Below are 16,927 nucleotides of genomic sequence, written 5' to 3'. Positions count from 1 at the left end.
TAGCTGAAAGACATCTGGTCATCATTGCTCTAAATTGAATTTTAGTGATTTGCTCCCCAAACCGGAAAACGGCAAAATTCTCAAAACGACAATGTAAGATGGCACGATTCACCACACTGATCATCATTTCTATCTATTACTGGGCTTTCGGCACCGCATACGCTCAGAACCCCGTGCTACGATCAAGCAGAAATTTGATCAGCATCAGGGATGGTAAGGTTTACCAATCGGACTATTGGCAAGTAGACCCGAAAATAAAGCAGGACATATATGAAACTTATGTCAAAACAGGCGAAACAAAAAAGGTCTCGTTCATCAGCGACACCGACTCCCTGGAATTCAATGTTGGGCCTGGACAAACCGTTAGATTTTCCATTCTCCTGAACGGCAAGGATACTGCTCAAACACTAATTGTGGCACAAACTGAAATCCCAAGCGCAAATTTCGACGTCAACTACATCGCCCTCAATAACGACAAAATATCCATTGAAATACCGAAGGTCTGCGAACTGATGAACCTGGTGTTGGCAATAACGCCTCTGGTTTACAAAGAAAACGGACTGGTTTACAAAAGCACAAACTACTATCAAACCATTCTGGCCCGTCTCCCTAAAAACACGCGAAGCAAGATTGTTGACATCGCGGACTCCCTGATTAACATAAATCGAAGAGCATACTTCAATCTCAAAATGGACGCCTACTCTTTTCAGTTTGATCAAACGGGAAAAATAGTACCTACCAAAACGTATGACAGAACAGGATGGGAAAGGACAAACACCCTCCGTCCTTACATTCATCACCTGCAAAATTTTGCAGATAGTATCAGATTTTGGACTTGTACGATGCGAACCAACATTATTATGATTCGCTGATCCATAATTACAGTGAGTATATTGACATCGCTCAAATCAAAACCTGGCTGACTTCGCGATTGCCGGGTATCGCTTTTAATTCATATAAAATCATCCTGTCGCCCCTGACCGGCTATGCCCAGAGCGTCAACTGGCTCGAAAGTGATACATTCAAAGAAATTCATGCACATGTTAATTTTCCTTTCCGGGAAATCGGTGACAGCACATCGTCGCACCTCACTTATAAAAAGCTAAGGTCCGCAACAACGGCATTCACGGAGCTCAATCACGCCTTCATTAATCCAATTTCCGAAAAGGATTTATATGCATTGAAAATTAAAAGGGCTTTCAATAACGTCCCAGCCTGGGTAGACATGTCCAAGCCCGGAGCCAGGAGTATGGATCCGGCCTCATGCTTCAATGAATACATGAATTGGGCATTGGTATCCCTCTGGTATCTTGACAATGCGCCTGACGTAGATTTCTCCCCTCTTGTGAACTCGGTAGAGAAGAAAATGGCCGAAAGAGGATTCAAAAAATTTAATAGCTTTAATCAATTCCTGATTGAATTGTATCGTCGCAGGCCTCCACAAGCACCCATCACGGATTTGTATCCCCAAATTATTGATTGGTGCCTCGCCAATTCTTCCGAAAACAGATAATCCTGTAAAATCAGGATAAAAAAAGATGACCACCGGTCGGGCCAATGGTCATCTGGGAATTTTAAGCGACTGCCGTAGTAGTTGTAAGTTCAGATTTAAGCGCAATGGGTTCCGGCGTGTCCGGTACCGCGTCGCCAACAACCGGCCCATTGTGCGATAATTCGCTGCCTTCCTTCCTGGATTTAAAAATGGGCCACATAAACTGGGCGTACCATTCCTCCTCCTGGTAATGCTTGATGCCGTAAGACGACGGGTATTTGCGGGTAATGATGCCGGTCCCGAAGATGATATCCCAGAGGAAGAACATATTACCGAAGTTTCCTTTGTAATAGCCTATCCCGTCGTCGGTCGTGTCGGCGTGGTGTGCATGGTGTGTGGCCGGAGTGGAAATCAGTCTCTCCAACACCCAACCGATCGGTTTCAGCCATTTGATTTCGTAGAAAGGCTTATCCCAGGGAATGCTCGAATGCGCGCCGGTGGTGATGAACGATTTGATGACTTTCACAAACAAGGCGGCGTAGCCCAGGCCAAGGTACGTCAATGCGATGGTCAGGTAGGTTTGCGAGAAAAACAACGTGTAAATCACGTTCTGCCTGCTTGCCATGGCCATTCCCATGTAATTAGCGGAATGGTGCGTGCGGTGAAAGCGCCAGAGCCAGGGGACCTGGTGGTGCAGGCGGTGATACCAGTATTGTGTGAGGTCATCGGCCACCGCTATGATCAGGAATGCCCACCAGAATGGCACCCATTCAAATGCATTTTTTGCTTCGGGCAGGACCAGCGGCAGGAATTTCAATCCGAAATAAGCCACAAACGGCCGGATAATCAGCTTAGGAACTACAAAGCAGACAATGTCCAGAATCCGCTCGTTCTTGGTCCATTTGTTTTCGTACAAGCCGGCTGCAAATTCGATCACACCCAGCACGAGCACAATCACCGGCAACCCCCAGCTACTCAGGTTTTTGAAAACCGCCTCAACAAATGCAGGTGCTTTGAAAGGAAACTCGTTGCTTCCCTCCCATGGGCGGTAACCGAATACCTGGAAGCTGGCAAACATCAAAACGATGGGCGCGAGGTAAAGCACCACGCTGATCAGGCCGTCTCGGGTAATCTTCCGGGCCAATGCATTATCCACTTTCATGCGTGATTTGATTTTTTATGGTGAAATGAGCAATCAGATAAAGAATTTCCACGCCAGCCAAATGCCTCCGGCGATCAGTACAAAGGGAATTAATGTAAGCAGAATGCCGACGGCGATCTTCCTCGCGAGCAGCACCACGTCTGAGAATGTAAACATATTACAAGTAGTGTAGTAGTACCGGTTTAGTATAAACGCAGCATGAGATATGGATACGGAAATACCCCGGGACAGCACAACCGGCAACTGAAATCGCCAACCACCGAAAATTTCAGATGATCGGCCATGACTGTCAGGCGGGATATTTCCGTGAAATGTCAGGTATGGGTCGCCGTTTCAACAACAGCAATTGGAATGAAAACAAAGCTTGAAGGTATGCCCTACCACATCCCCCACGGGGGCCTTACAAAGTAAATTAACCGCGCTCATATCTAAGATGCCTGGATTAATACTCAGCTCAGGGTGGTTCAGGAGCTTTGTTTTTAATAGTATACTTATTTGATAGACAAAGTAAGTTTAATGTTTTTTAAAATGCAATAGCTTCCCTCAATTTTCTTGAAAATAAAAAAATCCGTGGCGACAGTAACGCGCTGCCGGCCACGGATCAGACAGAAAAGGAGCCAGTAGCGCCTCTCTGTACATCCTTATATAAACCAATTTATTTCAACTCGGTAAGCCACTGCTGCGCGAATGCACGGGCAGTATTGGTAGGCGTCGCGCCCATTCGGTAACAGAACTTCCACACATCACTTTTGCCTTCGTAGGCCGCGTTCACGAACTTCTTGCGACCGTTCATTTCTTTCGTCTGCGCCGCGAAATCCACGCCTTTGCTCTGGTTCAGGAAGTCGGTAAGGCGCGCCGTGAGTACCTTTTTCGGATCTTTTAATTTCTCGTACTCGTCTGTATTACTTTTCGCATTGCGCGCCAGGGTCTGCTCCGACTGCCGGATCTCGTCGGCCGCCAGGTACTCGGCATATTGCTTTTTGAACTCCTCCATATTGGTTTTCAAAAGCGGTTTGATCTTTTTGAAGAACGCCGCATTGCGCTTCCCGTCCTCGATCTGCTTCTTGAAATCGGCCCGTTGGTCGGCGGGAATGCTGCTGAGCATGCTTTCCATCCCCACAAATGTCTCTGCCGACTGAATCTGAATATCCACCACCGGCTCCATATCTTTCGCTTGCAACCCTTGTACGCCTTTCAAGCGGTTTGCCCTGATTTCCGCTTTGCGTTGCTCGCTCACGGTGGTTTCCAGTTTCGGATACTTCTTCGCTATCGCGTCGGTGTAACGTTTCTGAAAATCCTCTGAGTTGAAATAGCTCTTCACAAACGCACCTGCTTTCTTGATCGCCGTCGACTGGGCCTCAGGTGCCAGCGAACGGCACGCCGATTTTACAGAACTGCCCAAATATGGCACACTTACCGACGGAGCCTGCAAAACGTTCCAGAGGCGATTCTGAATGTCCTTCTGGCTGATTCCGTATTCTTCAAACTCATCGCTGAAAGTGAAATTCAGGAATGCAATGCAAAACGCATAGAGGAAAAAGGGGATGATTTTATTTTTCATGGCTGTAATTGTAATCAAGGGTAATCTGTATGGGTAATGCTTATTGCTTTGTCGCGATCATCTCAACTTCCTGCCCTTCGAATACGACGAAAATGTTCAGTTTGTCATCTTTCAGGTTCCCAACTTTCTCGGTGTTTTCGTAAATATCAATGCCTGTGCTGCCGGCATTTTTCAGGTTCAGGGTTCCAAGGTCTTCATCCGGCTCACGGTCGCCGTCGATCGTTACTTTCATTTTTCCCGTCACCACTTCCGAAGAAAACTTGTCGAGCTGGATCGTAATGCTCGCCTTGGCTACATCGAGCGGATAGTCATCGCCGTCGACCGTCAACTTGGTCACTTTATAAGTTCCTGCCACTTTTGAGCTTAGTTCCGGGGATACGTCTTTGTCCTTGTCTTCACAAGCGAACATCAATGTGCTAAGCAGCAACAGAGCAAAAATGTTTTTCAGGAATGTAATTTTTTTCATGGCTGTATTGGATTTAAAAATGGATAATGGATGAGATAATTTTTTGCCTTTCGACATGACAAAGGTAGCCTGTCCGGAAGCCGCAGATCAATCCTATAAAAGCATGATTTTTCGAAAATCATATGTTTATAGGATATTATTAAAAGGTTTTATTTCAGACTTTTGCCACCGTAATTTTCCCATCCATTCTACTCTCCGGGTCCGATGAAATTATATTTACGAACACTTTTGATAGTCCTTTTATGCATTCCGGCGCTTGCCCAGAGCCCCGATCCTAATGCCATTCTGAAACGCATTCAGACGAGCAAGCAGGACACCAACCGCGTACTTGCGTATATTGAGTACGGGCAATACCTTGAAAACCAGAATCTCGATAGCGCCGCCAAATACTACCTGAAAGCGGATGCCCTCAGTGAGCAATTGAATTATGATATCGGCCGGTTCAAGTTCCGGTCGAACTACACCTATATCCTCAATTTGCAGGGAAAATTCGAAGAGGGACTGAAACTAAACCGCGAGAGTCTTGAAATAGCCAAAAGGATGAAGCACCAGGTGAATATCGGCAAGAGCTATGCCAATATCGCGGCCAGCTACACTTATATGGGTAATTTCACGGAGGCAATCAAATATTACCAGCAGTCGGCCAGCCAGTTTGATAAATTGGGGATGAAGGAATTTCTGCCACGGCTTTATATCAGTATCGGAACGGCCTTCGAGCATGCCAATCTTTTCAACAAATCGGTAGTTTATAAGCAAAAAGCATTACAGCTTGCCCGACCAATGAAGGACAGCCTGCAATTGACCGACATTTTGACCAATATCGGCGGATGTTATTTCAACCTCAAAAAATACAATGAGGCCCTCGCCCATTTCAAAGAAGGACTGGTTGTGGCTGAAAAAATCCATTCGGACATCTTCATCACACAAGCTTACGCGGGACTTTGCCGTACCAATCGCCTGCTTAAAAATCTGGACGAGGCATGGGTTTACGGCCAGAAAGGGCTTGACCTCGCACGAAAATCGGGCAATGTGTTTCTTGAACTCGACTGCCTGAGAGCGCTGATGTTCCTAGCCGAGGATGCCAAAAAAATCGACCTATCGGCCAAATACACCAAAGAAGCGCTCACCATTGCGGAGGCCAATAACATGACCGACCATTTGGTGGAGCTCTACGAAGACTACGCGACCGATCTCGCCCGCCAGAACAACTACAAAGGCGCTTACGACTACCTGATGAAGTACTCGATCCTGAACGACTCCATTCAGGGAATCGATATTCAAAAACAATTGCAGGAGCTCGACACCAAATACCTGACCGCGCAGAAGGAAAATCAGATCGTTACACTCGAAAAAGAAAAACAGACACGTAACACATTGATTTATGGACTCGTAGCCGGTCTTGTAGGGCTGCTTGTAATTGCCGTTCTCGCTTACAGGAACATTGCATTCCGCAAGCGCGTGGCCGAGCAGGAGGTGTTACAATTGCAGCAGGAAAAGCAATTGGTCGCCACCAATTCGATTTTGAAAGGACAGGAAGAAGAACGCACCCGCGTAGCCCGCGACCTGCACGACGGTCTGGGCGGACTATTATCAGGCATCAAACTAACTCTGAACTCAGTGAAAGGAAATGTAATCCTGCCCGAAGAAAGCGCCATGACGTTTACCAGGGCCCTAACCCAATTGGACGGCGCGATCAGCGAAATGCGCCGCGTCGCCCACAGTATGATGCCCGAATCGCTCGTACGGTTCGGATTAATCGACGCGCTGAGCGACTTTTGCGAAGGCATTAGCGCTTCCGGCCGATTGAAAGTACACATGCAGGCCTTCGGGTTCGACGACAAGCGCCTCGACTCGCAGGTGGAAGTTGTCCTTTACCGGATCATCCAGGAGCTGCTCAACAATGTACTCAAATACGCCGATGCCAGTGAAGCGCAGGTACAACTTACCTGGGTCGAAAACCATGTGAGTGTAACGGTGGAGGATAATGGCAAAGGTTTTGACATTAAAAACCTCGAACAGAATAAAGGTGCCGGCCTTCGCAACGTGCAGGCCCGCGTGGATTACCTGAACGGTACACTCGACATCCAGTCGAAACCGGGCGAAGGAACATCGGTACTGGTTGAAATTGTGCTTTAATGACCGATATCAATGCCAGAAATGGCTTTAACCTAAATAAACAAGAAATTATGAGTGTCAGAATCCTCATCGTGGACGATCATCCGCTGGTATTGGAAGGATTAAAATCGCTGCTCGCCGACGTGGAAGAGGTGCAGGTTGTCGGAACCGCTACCAACGCCATTGAGGCGATCGCATTCCTGAAAAACAACGAAGTAGACATCGCATTTCTCGATATCAACCTGCCGGACATCAGCGGTATCGACCTTTGCAAAAAGGTAAAAGACCAGTTCCCGGAGGTGAAAACACTCGCATTGAGCACATTCAACGAGCGCGCGTACGTATCACGTATGATCCAGAACGGCGCATCGGGCTATCTGATCAAAAGCTCGGGGAAGGAAGACATCCTCGAAGCCATTGCGCAGGTGCAGGCAGGCGGCTATTTTATGAATGTCCAATTCGACCAGGTAACCCCCGCTACCGCGCCGAAGACGGTACCGTTTCTGACCAGGCGCGAAAAAGAAGTACTGGTGTTAATCGCTGAGGGGCTTACCAATCCCCAGATTGCCGAACAACTGTTCATCAGCGTCACAACCGTGAACAGCCACCGCCAGAACCTCCTGATCAAATTCGAAGTATCGAACACCGCATCATTGATCAAGCTCGCTGCGGGATTGGGGTTAATATAATAGTGTTATTTCGAATAATGAAACCGGCATTGAACGACGATAACTTTATCATCCTTAATCGTGTATACTAATCGATGTTCGTCATTAATGCGACGTGACCAAAAACCTGAAAGTTGATGTTTCAGCGCCTCCGGTTTGCCTATTCCAGAAAAAGGAGAGTATGCTATTGATTCCAGCAGGGCACGGATCCTGCGCAGAATGGCCTCATTCCCTGTCTGTTTCCAATAATCAAGTTGAGATAGTGCCTTGGGAGTAAACTCTATTTCCATATATCATCGAGGCCAATTTTTCGGGTATTATTGTCCCGGGCCTCTTTGATAGAGTCTAATAATTCGGTTTTATTAGAAGAATTGCTGAGTAGGTAATCGGTGGCATCCTGTTCAGTCCGGAAACTGATCCCGACCGATTTCAAAAAAGCCTTGACGGTTGCGATCTGATCGTTGTCGCCTTCGATAATCAATGTTGCCATAGCGCATTCGATTGAAAATCAAATATACCAATTTTACCACAATCAAACTTAACGCAACAATGCCTGATCTATCCTGAATGGATCAGGCATTGTTGTACAAATCAGTTAGTAGCCAAACTCCCGAACGGAAAAATGGCCGATGACACATGCGCCCGGTTCATGATCTGGCCGAGCTCTTTGGCTTTATCAGGGAATTGCGGGGTCAGGTTAGTTTTTTCCTGCGGGTCTTTTGAAAGATCATAAAGCTCTACCAGGGCGTCGGGATTACCGGCTGCCTTCAACCGAACCGCTTTCCAGTTACCCTGCCGCACGGCTTGTCGGCCTCCCTGCTCATGGAATTCCCAATACAGGTAGTCATGTTTTTTCTGGGTAGGCTTGCCTTTCAATGCATCCGTAAATGAAATGCCATCAATATTGCGGGACGTCGGCGCATTGGCCAGCTCCGCGAAAGTGGGAAGTATATCCCAGAATGCGCCTATGTAGTCGCTTTTGGAACCGGGTTTGATAACCGCCGGCCAGCGGGCTGCGAATGGCTCCCGGATACCGCCTTCATACAAATCCCTTTTCACACCCCTGAAGCCTGCACTGCTGTTGAAGAAATTCGGATCAGCGCCGCCTTCGATATGCGGACCATTGTCGCTTGTGAAAATGATCAGTGTGTTTTTGTCGAGACCTTTTTCCTTCAATTTGTTTACTACCTGTCCTACGTACAAGTCCAGACGTGCCACCATTGCCGCGAAAGTCGCATGGGGAAATTCCTGTGATGCATAGCCGCCATCTGTGGCACCCTGGCCGTAATCGGCTCCTCTGTATGGTTTCTCCTCAAACTTGCCCTTGTAATATCTGAACAGGCTATCATCCGGCACCATCAGCTCGGCGTGGGGAAGAATGTAAGGTAAAAACAAAAAGAAAGGCTGCTTACCATCCTGCGCATCTACAAAGCTGAGTGCCTTTTTCTGGATCAGATCAGGAGCATATTCCTTATTATGGATGAGGCCTTTGTTTCCTTCCAGTAGTATTTTCTTACTGTTATCCCAAAGGTGCTCAGGATAGTAACGATGTGCCAGGCTCTGGCAATTATAACCATAAAAACGATCAAAGCCCTGCTTATTGGGATCACCTTCCGAGCCAACAGGCCCCAGCCCCCATTTCCCGAAAGCCGCGGTCACGTATCCCGATTTTTTAAGGACTTCTGCAACCGTTAAAACAGAATCAGCAATCGGTTGCTGCCCTTCCGGCTCAACGCTTTTGTTCCCGCGGATATACGTGTGACCCGTATGCTGGCCCGTCAGGAGCGACGATCGCGAAGGCGCGCACACGGAAGTACCGGCATAAAACTGGTTAAAAATCATCCCTTCCCTTGCAAGACGATCGATATTGGGTGTTTTAATGAGCTTTTGTCCATTGAAACCTACATCGCCGTAACCAAGGTCGTCGGCGAGAATGAACACAATATTCGGGCGCGCCGGTTTTGGCGCCTGTGCTTGGGAATGGTGGCAGAAGAACGATGTGGCAAGGAGGGAAACCAGAAAACGATACTTTTTCATTGTGGAGTAGATTAATACACTTCAGAAAGACATTGCAACCCTTGGATTACTTGAATTTAACGCGGGGGCCGTATCTTTGTTCCCGATACCCTACGACAGCCCGGACGACTGGCATGAATTGACAACCACCGAAAATTCCGGCAAGTCGCGCCTGGACTGTCTCTTAGGGTATCGGAAAACAGATACGTTCTGAAATATTGTGAAGCAGGAGCTATATATAATCTACTTGTTTGATAGACAAAGTAAGGATAAATACTTTGAACAAGCAAATGCTTCCAAAAAGAATTTGTGTTTTTTTGACGGTTAATCTTTGCCTATTTAAGCAATTTCACCGGGTAGTCGTCGAATTTACGATCGTCTGTCAGCAGCCACAAGTCTTCTACCTGCGATTGCGCGATCAACAACCTGTCAAAAGGATCTTTGTGGATCAGCGGAAGTTGCTGGTATGCGCCCAGGTGTGGAATCTTAATGTCAATCAACTGGACTTCCGCCGGCACGAGGCAATCGATAGGACTTGGAATTGAGAGTTTCAGCAAACCGGCTTTAATAGCAATTTCCCAAAGTGAACCGATACTGAAAAACAATTCGTTTTGACGATCCTCAATAAGATCGATTTGTGTTTGGCTCAACATGTCGTCGTCTGTCAAGAACCAGAGAAGAATGTGGGTATCAAGCAGTATTCTCATTCAAGTGCATTAAAATCCGTTAGCTCATCCGTGAAATTATCGGGAACGCGAGATATAATGCTTTTGCCAGAGCCTCTTTTCAATTCCAGTTTTGACGCATTCGAAGACTCCTGAAATAGGTGATATGCCCATTCCAGTTTATCTCTAAATTCTTTGTCGTGCAAGGCTTCCAATTGCTTTTTAAGCAATTCATTTTCCTTTTTCAACGCATCGAAATCTTTTCGAGAAATGACAGAAGTACCCATGGCTTGAATTTACATGTTAAGTAAATTTAAGATAAGTACTCCTGAAATCCAATCCCTATTTGCGAACGGTACGTCCTATCTCCCGAACGTTTTTCCCCGTCTTTTGCTGCAAATCATCTCCCATATCCTCACGCGCCGCGTCGGCGATTTTTTCGAGTTCCGCTACGATTTCCGGGTTCTGTTCCAGTACATCGTAACGCTCGCTTGGGTCGCGGGCGAGGTTGTAGAGCGCTTTCGGGAACTGATGGTCCTCCGGTGCCGGGCCAGGCTGGCCATTTTTTCCGGGTAATGAGCCTTCATAGGTACGGCCCGGGTGAGCGAACACGAGTTTCCAATCGCCTTTGCGGACGGCTTCGAGGCTGTTTTTGCGGTAATAATAAAGGAAACTTTCGCGCGGTGTCTGGCTTTCGTCGCCTTTGAGCAATGCGGTAAAATCGAGGCCGTCTATTTTCTCCTTCGGTAACTTGGCGCCCGTCAGCTTGGCGATGGTAGGAAGGACGTCGAGCGTCGAGAGGAGTTTATTGGAAACCCTTCCCGCCGGAATTACACCTGGCCAGCGCATGATGCATGGCTCGCGTTGGCCGCCTTCGAAAGAGGTTCCTTTGCCTTCGCGGAAACCGCCCGCAGAACCTGCGTGGTCGCCATAATTGAGCCACGGACCATTGTCGCTGGTGAAGATCACGAGCGTATTGTTATCCAGCCCCTGCGCTTTGAGTTCTTTCATAATCTCCCCTACCGACCAGTCGAGCTCCATCATCACATCGCCGAAAATGCCTCTTTCGCTTTTACCGCGGAATTTGGCCGAAGCAGCCAACGGCACGTGCGGAAGCGGGTGCGGCACGTAGAGGAAGAAAGGCTTGTTTTTGTTTCTTTTGATAAATGATATCGCCTTTTCGGTAATTACCGGTGTCAGTTCGCTGGCATCTTCCAGGTTCTTAATCTCCTTCACCTGCTTGTTTCCGTCGATCCAGTGCAGCGGCGGGTATTTGGCTCTCTCCTGCCACGGGTGTAGCGGCCACATATCGTGCGAATAAGGTACACCATAGTATTCATCGAAGCCCTGCTGCAAAGGCAAAAACTCCTGATCACTTCCCAAGTGCCATTTCCCGAAAATACCTGTCGCATAACCCTGTGCTTTCACGAGTTCGGCAATGGTTTCTTCTTTGGGATTGAGGCCCACACCAGCATTTGGCCCGAATGCCCCTGAAATGCCCAAGCGATTGGGATAGCAACCTGTGAGCAATGCGGCACGGGATGCGCTACACACGGCTTGTGCAGCCATAAAGTTGGTAAAACGCGTGCCTTCTGTGGCCATTTTGTCAAGATTAGGCGTTTTGTAGCCCAATGCGCCATTCACGGACAAATCGCCGTAACCGAGGTCGTCGATAAAAAACAGAACGATGTTGGGTGTTTTTGCTGCCGGTTTCCCGGATTGAAAGGCCATCAGCAGGCAAAGGCCTGTTGTTACCAGCAGCAGAGAGAGTACTCTAAACATATTTTTAAGGTGGTTTTAGGTAAAATGGCGCCAAGCTCCTGCTTGGTGCTTACTATTCGCAGGCCTCTGGCCGGAGTTGTGTCCGTCAGCCGGAGGCTGAATAATAGGCGGCACCAAGCTAAGCTTGGCGCCATATCCTCAAAAGTAATTACCAGTTCGGATTTTGTTTCAGGTTCGGATTCAAATCCCGCTCTTTTTGCGGCATTGGCCAGAGATAATGCCTGCCTGCATCGAAAACACGATCAGACGACGCAGCCTGTACGGTAACCAATTTACCGGTAGCATCCGGATAGGTAATACCGTATACCGGCCCGTTCATCACCTGCTCGCCAACCTTCCAGCGACGGATATCATACAAACGCTGCCCTTCAAATGCCAGCTCCACCGTCCGCTCGCGGCGCACGATCTCGCGCAATGCGGCTTGGGTGGTAGCCGTTACCGAAGGTTGCTTCACATCCGTACGGCCATTTCTAACCTGGTTAATCGCCGCCAGCACGGTCGCGTCGGTCTGCCCGAGCTCGATCTTCGCTTCGGCGTAAGTCAGCAGTACTTCGGCGTAGCGCAGCAGGATAATATTGATGCCACTGTTGGTCGGGTTCGCGAAATCTTCGGTATTGATATACTTTTTAATGTTAAAACCTGTCGTGGAAGCTATGTAAGTACTTCCGATCGCGTCCGCGGTGGAGCTCGTCGGGCGGGGCTGGAAGGTGATACCGCTTGGCAATGCGTCGCCTTCCAGAAATACCGAGAATTTCAGACGCGGATCACGGTTAGCATAGGGTTTTGCCGGATCATACCCGCTCGAAGGATCGGTGATTTTCTTGCCTTCGAGTGTTTCATAGGTATCTACCAATGCTTTTGTCGGAACATAGGTGCTCTGCGCATTCTTCTGGCTGTACGGTGCGAGCAAGTTAAAGACATTGTTTTGATAAACATCTTTCAAATATTGTTTATCCAGAAGCACTTCCTTGTTATTTTCCGCTGCATAACTGTACAACTTTTCGTAGGAGTCATACAAGTTATATATGCCCAGCTTGATCACCTGATCCGCGGCATCGGCGGCTTTTTGGTAACGTCCCGCATACAGGTCCGCACGCGCGAGCAGACCTAATGCAGCGCCTTTGGTAAAGCGGCCTTTGTCGGCAGCACCATAGGTTGTCGGCAATAATGCCGCAGCTTCTGTCAGTTCCTTTTCCACAAAATTCCAGATTTCCTCCACCGGCGTATTGGTCAATGCGCGGCCTTCATCGATGCTGATGGAAGAAGTAACAAGCGGTACCGGTCCAAACAATCCGACCAGTCTCAGGTAATGGTAAGCGCGTAATGCCTTCGCCTCGCCTTTGAGTTGATTAATCAATGCGGTATTGGTGCTGGGCACTTTATCCACATTTTCAAGAAAGTAATTCACACCACGAATACCGCGGTAGGCCCTTTTCCATTCGTCGTAAATCACTGAACTCGTGGCATCATAGCTCCCCGCCTCGATGTACGCAGCCACGTTGAAGCTCTGGTTGGTGTGCGCAAGGTCAGTAATACCGTCCCAGGTGACAGCCGTGGTGCTGTCGAGGTCAGTGTAAAGTGAGTTAACAGCCAGTTTGGCATCGCTTTCGGTTTTCCAGAACAGATCTTCGGAAAGGCGATCGTTGGGAACGGTTTCCAGCAGGCCGGAATCGCAGGAGGCAAGACCGAGCGTAAGCGCAGCGATACCTGCGTAAATGGTATGTTTGAATGTATTTGTTTTCATAAAATCAATGCGGTCAGAATGAGAGGTTCAACCCAAATGTGTACAAGGCTGTTTGCGGGAAGTATACCGCGCGGCCTGAGGGAACCTCGGGGTCGAGGTTCCATTCATTCAGTTTCGAGAATGTCAGCAGATTGGTAGCCGATGTGTAAACGCGAATGCGGCTCACACGCAGCTTGCTCACGATTTCCGCCGGAATGTTATAGGCCAGCTGCACGTTTTTAAGGCGCAGGTAAGAGCCGTCGATCACCAGCCGGTCCGAGGTCGCCACGTTGCGGAGGTCGAATTTCACCGGACGCGGGAAGCGTGCACCGGTATTTTCGGGCGTCCAGTAATCATTGGTGTAAATCTCGTGGGTAAAACCTTCCTGGTTCCCCATTTCGGCCAATGCGCCTGCGAGGCGCGCATCCACTTTCGCTGCGCCCTGGAAGAGAATGCTCAGGTCGAAACCCTTGTAGGAGAAATCGCCATTCAAGCCGAATGTGTATTTCGGGAACGAGTTACCGATCGCCGTCATATCGTCGGCATTGATCTTCTTATCTCCGTTGCGATCAACATATTTTACGTCGCCGGGCTTGGTATTGGCCGCATAAGTAGCCTTGTATTCGGTAATTTCCTGCTGGGTTTGGAACAGACCGTCGGTTTGGTACCCCCACAGCGTGTTGATCGGCAGCCCTTTCGCAATGATATAGCGAGGGTCGATATCCGAACCGGTGATATACGGCCCGGTCCCTTTCAGGTCCACCACTTTGTTTTCATTAATACTCAAATTCCCACCCAATGTGTAACGGAAGCCGGAAGCACTGGCTGCACCGCGGTAGTTCAAACTGAACTCCCAACCCTTGTTTTCTACCGATCCGGCATTCTGCGGCGGTGCTTTCAGACCGATCGTGGCAGGAATGTCGAGGTTCAGGAGAATGTCGTCGGTAAGCTTGCGGTAATAGTCGGCCGTAAATGTCAACCGCTTGTTCAGGAACGTCGCGTCGATACCCAGGTCAAGCTGGGTGGTCGATTCCCAGCCGAGATTGGTATTGGCCAATGTCGTCGGGCGGTAACCTTGCACGGGCGTACCGCCGAAGCTGTAACCGAGGGAGGTCAATGCGGAGTAGTAGCTGTACAAATCTACCGACTGGTTTCCGGTAATACCCCACGAGCCGCGGAGTTTCAGATCATTGACCGTCTTATCCAGTCCCTGCCAGAAGTTTTCCTTCGAGATACGCCATCCCGCCGAGAAGGAAGGGAAAAAGCTGTATTGCTTGGGACCGGTGAATTTGGAAGAGCCGTCATAGCGGCCATTCGCTTCAAACAGGTATTTCTCTTTGTAATCGTAGTTCACACGACCGAAATACGAACGCAGGCCATACTCGGCATCGTTACCGGTATTGCTTTTGGTACCATCGTTTGCTCCCTGGCCGATCGACCCGATATCATTATTATAGAATCGCTCACGGTAAGCAGAAAGGAACGTCTGCGTGTTCCCGATTTGCGAATACCCCACCAATGCTTTCAGACCATGATCGCCAAAGCTCTTTTCATAGGTAAGCAAGTTGTTGATCGTATACTCGCGCAGCGTGTTACGAACCTCTGTGAGTGAATTAATGGCGACGGTTTTGGTGATATTAGTGTTCTTATCAGTATTGGTATAGGCGTTGGTGTAGTTCTTCTGATTCGTGAATGTACCCCGGCCTGCGATTTGCGTGGAGAACGTCAGCCCCTCCGCAATATCGAATTCCGCTTTGACATAACCCGCCAGGTAATCGGTCACCTGCCGCGACTGCCCGCCGATTTCGTTAAACATCAAAGGGTTGTTTCCCTGTGTACTCAACCCGTACGTGCCATCCGCATACTTGGGAACCGCCCACAATGTACCGTGGAAGAAGTTGTTCAAAGGCTGCGGGTTGTTGCCGGTGTTGTTCACCGTCGGGTTTAATGCGCGGGCGTAACGGTAGTTGATATCTCCGCTCACCCGGATGCGTTTCGAAACCGTATAATCCGTATTCAAGCGAAACTCTCCGATTTTATTGGAATAACCTGCAATGACACCTTGCTGATCCTGGAAACGGGCGCTCAGACGGGTGCGGATCACGTCCGTTCCGCCCGCTACGGAAATGGTATGGTTCTGCTGGGGAGCCGAACGGAGCATGGTTTCAAACCAGGTGTTAGGCATCGGATACTTCTCGCGGTCGGTCGCGTTTACATATGCCTGAATGGATTCCTCGGTAAACCGCGCCGGAACCGCCAGGCCCGCATTCGTGTACGCAGCCACCTGCTCGCGCATGTAAGCCTCTATTCCCATCATTTTAGGCACATTATTCGACTTCTGAATGGCATAGTACCCATTGTAATCCACTTGCACTTTGCCTCCTTTGGCGCGTTTGGTCGTTACGAGGATAACCCCGTTTGTCGCACGCGAACCGTAAATGGCAGTCGAAGAAGCGTCTTTCAAAACCGAAACCGACTCGATATCGTCCGGGTTAATGTCGCTCAAACGCTGCTCGATACCATCCACGATCACCAATGCATCATTCTTACCCAGGTCATAACCGCTGGTGCTGCTGCCATTGATGTTGAATGTGGTAATACCTCGCACCCTGATGTTGGTATTCGACTTACCCGGCGAACCGCCCTGGTCGAGTACCGTTACCCCCGGCATGAGCCCCTGCATGGATTGCTGGATATTCGATACCGGCCGTTTGGTAATGGCTACTCCGCTGATCTGGGACACGGAATTGGTCATGCTGTTGCGTTTCTGAGTGCCGTAACCCACCACGACCACTTCTTCCAACTGCTTCGTATCCGCAGCCAGTTTGATGTCGATCGTAGCGCGGCCATTCACAGCCACTTCCTGGGTAACGTACCCGATTCCGGAGAAAACGAGGGTGCCATTCGACGGCGCATTGATCTCGAACTTACCATCGGCGTCGGTCGATGTGCCGGTAAGCGTATTTTTAACCACAATATTGACGCCCGGCAGCGAACCATTATCGGTTGCGGACGTAAAGGTGCCCTTCACGGTGAGGTTCTGGGCGACGGCGCTGAGGCCGAAGAGCAGCAAGGCCACAAGTAGCCGGCCTCTGCTCAAAAGAGAGTTTCTGGATAGATTTTGGAACATAGTAATTAGTAAAAATGGTGCCGGGATCTGGCAGCGGGGTTGGTGGTTGTAAATGGGTTCAGAATAAACTATAAATCCTATTAAATATATAGGCAAAGTAAAATACAGAATCAGCAACAAGCAACCTGTGTTAACTTATTCTGCACA

At 48.9% G+C, this 16,927-nt stretch carries 16 protein-coding genes; 4 read left to right on the top strand and 12 right to left on the bottom strand.

Going from position 1 to position 16,927, the window contains the following annotated elements; genetic code table 11:
* Positions 1–98: 98 nt before the first annotated feature.
* The gene (locus tag CLV60_RS05880) at positions 99–872 is read left to right on the top strand and encodes a hypothetical protein (protein ID WP_106594419.1); all 774 of its coding nucleotides are present in this window, start codon (positions 99–101) and stop codon (positions 870–872) included.
* Complete coding sequence (locus CLV60_RS05875) at positions 830–1,513, top strand: DUF4932 domain-containing protein (protein ID WP_170118713.1); 684 nt, start codon at positions 830–832, stop codon at positions 1,511–1,513. The genes CLV60_RS05880 and CLV60_RS05875 overlap by 43 nt, the downstream gene beginning before the upstream one ends.
* Positions 1,514–1,574: 61 nt before the next feature.
* Here CLV60_RS05875 and CLV60_RS05870 read toward each other — a convergent pair whose 3' ends face one another.
* The 4 genes from CLV60_RS05870 to CLV60_RS05860 form a co-directional block, all read right to left on the bottom strand.
* On the bottom strand, positions 1,575–2,654 hold the full coding sequence (locus tag CLV60_RS05870) for a sterol desaturase family protein (protein ID WP_106594417.1): 1,080 nt from the start codon (positions 2,652–2,654) through the stop codon (positions 1,575–1,577).
* Between the two features lie 33 nt (positions 2,655–2,687).
* Positions 2,688–2,810: a hypothetical protein gene (locus tag CLV60_RS34845; RefSeq protein WP_262510530.1), complete on the bottom strand. Its 123-nt coding sequence runs from the start codon at positions 2,808–2,810 to the stop codon at positions 2,688–2,690.
* A 499-nt stretch (positions 2,811–3,309) separates the two neighbouring features.
* Positions 3,310–4,215 carry a hypothetical protein gene (locus tag CLV60_RS05865; RefSeq protein ID WP_106594416.1) on the bottom strand — a complete coding sequence of 302 codons (906 nt, stop codon included), beginning with the start codon at positions 4,213–4,215 and terminating at the stop codon, positions 3,310–3,312.
* 40 nt (positions 4,216–4,255) lie between these two features.
* Positions 4,256–4,681, bottom strand: coding sequence for a hypothetical protein (locus tag CLV60_RS05860; RefSeq protein WP_106594415.1), 426 nt, complete (start codon positions 4,679–4,681; stop codon positions 4,256–4,258).
* Positions 4,682–4,909: 228 nt separating this feature from the next.
* Between CLV60_RS05860 and CLV60_RS05855 the strand changes: the two genes are divergently transcribed.
* Both CLV60_RS05855 and CLV60_RS05850 read left to right on the top strand, forming a co-directional pair.
* A complete protein-coding gene (locus CLV60_RS05855) occupies positions 4,910–6,817 on the top strand; it encodes a tetratricopeptide repeat-containing sensor histidine kinase (protein WP_229210830.1) in 1,908 nt (635 codons plus the stop codon).
* A 50-nt stretch (positions 6,818–6,867) separates the two neighbouring features.
* Complete coding sequence (locus tag CLV60_RS05850; RefSeq protein ID WP_106594510.1) at positions 6,868–7,485, top strand: response regulator; 618 nt, start codon at positions 6,868–6,870, stop codon at positions 7,483–7,485.
* Between the two features lie 5 nt (positions 7,486–7,490).
* Here CLV60_RS05850 and CLV60_RS05845 read toward each other — a convergent pair whose 3' ends face one another.
* From CLV60_RS05845 to CLV60_RS05810, 8 genes are all read right to left on the bottom strand, one after another.
* Positions 7,491–7,754, bottom strand: a complete 264-nt coding sequence (locus tag CLV60_RS05845) for a Txe/YoeB family addiction module toxin (RefSeq protein ID WP_106594413.1) — start codon at positions 7,752–7,754, stop codon at positions 7,491–7,493.
* Complete coding sequence (locus CLV60_RS05840) at positions 7,745–7,954, bottom strand: hypothetical protein (RefSeq protein WP_106594412.1); 210 nt, start codon at positions 7,952–7,954, stop codon at positions 7,745–7,747. Before CLV60_RS05840 ends, CLV60_RS05845 begins: the two co-directional genes overlap by 10 nt.
* A 101-nt stretch (positions 7,955–8,055) precedes the next feature.
* Complete coding sequence (locus tag CLV60_RS05835) at positions 8,056–9,501, bottom strand: arylsulfatase (protein ID WP_106594411.1); 1,446 nt, start codon at positions 9,499–9,501, stop codon at positions 8,056–8,058.
* Between the two features lie 314 nt (positions 9,502–9,815).
* Positions 9,816–10,187 (bottom strand): type II toxin-antitoxin system VapC family toxin, encoded by a 372-nt coding sequence (locus CLV60_RS05830; RefSeq protein WP_106594410.1) that lies wholly within the window; start codon positions 10,185–10,187, stop codon positions 9,816–9,818.
* Positions 10,184–10,432 carry a hypothetical protein gene (locus tag CLV60_RS05825; protein ID WP_106594409.1) on the bottom strand — a complete coding sequence of 83 codons (249 nt, stop codon included), beginning with the start codon at positions 10,430–10,432 and terminating at the stop codon, positions 10,184–10,186. Before CLV60_RS05825 ends, CLV60_RS05830 begins: the two co-directional genes overlap by 4 nt.
* Positions 10,433–10,487: 55 nt before the next feature.
* A complete protein-coding gene (locus CLV60_RS05820; RefSeq protein ID WP_445438689.1) occupies positions 10,488–11,927 on the bottom strand; it encodes a sulfatase family protein in 1,440 nt (479 codons plus the stop codon).
* A gap of 148 nt (positions 11,928–12,075) precedes the next feature.
* Positions 12,076–13,671 (bottom strand): RagB/SusD family nutrient uptake outer membrane protein, encoded by a 1,596-nt coding sequence (locus CLV60_RS05815; protein WP_106594408.1) that lies wholly within the window; start codon positions 13,669–13,671, stop codon positions 12,076–12,078.
* Between the two features lie 13 nt (positions 13,672–13,684).
* Complete coding sequence (locus CLV60_RS05810) at positions 13,685–16,780, bottom strand: SusC/RagA family TonB-linked outer membrane protein (RefSeq protein WP_106594407.1); 3,096 nt, start codon at positions 16,778–16,780, stop codon at positions 13,685–13,687.
* Positions 16,781–16,927 lie beyond the last annotated feature (147 nt).

The sequence above is a fragment of the Dyadobacter jiangsuensis genome, assembly GCF_003014695.1.
GTDB lineage: Bacteria > Bacteroidota > Bacteroidia > Cytophagales > Spirosomataceae > Dyadobacter > Dyadobacter jiangsuensis.
The sequence above is the reverse complement of the archived record's forward strand: the minus strand, read 5'-3'. Positions and strand labels throughout refer to the sequence as shown.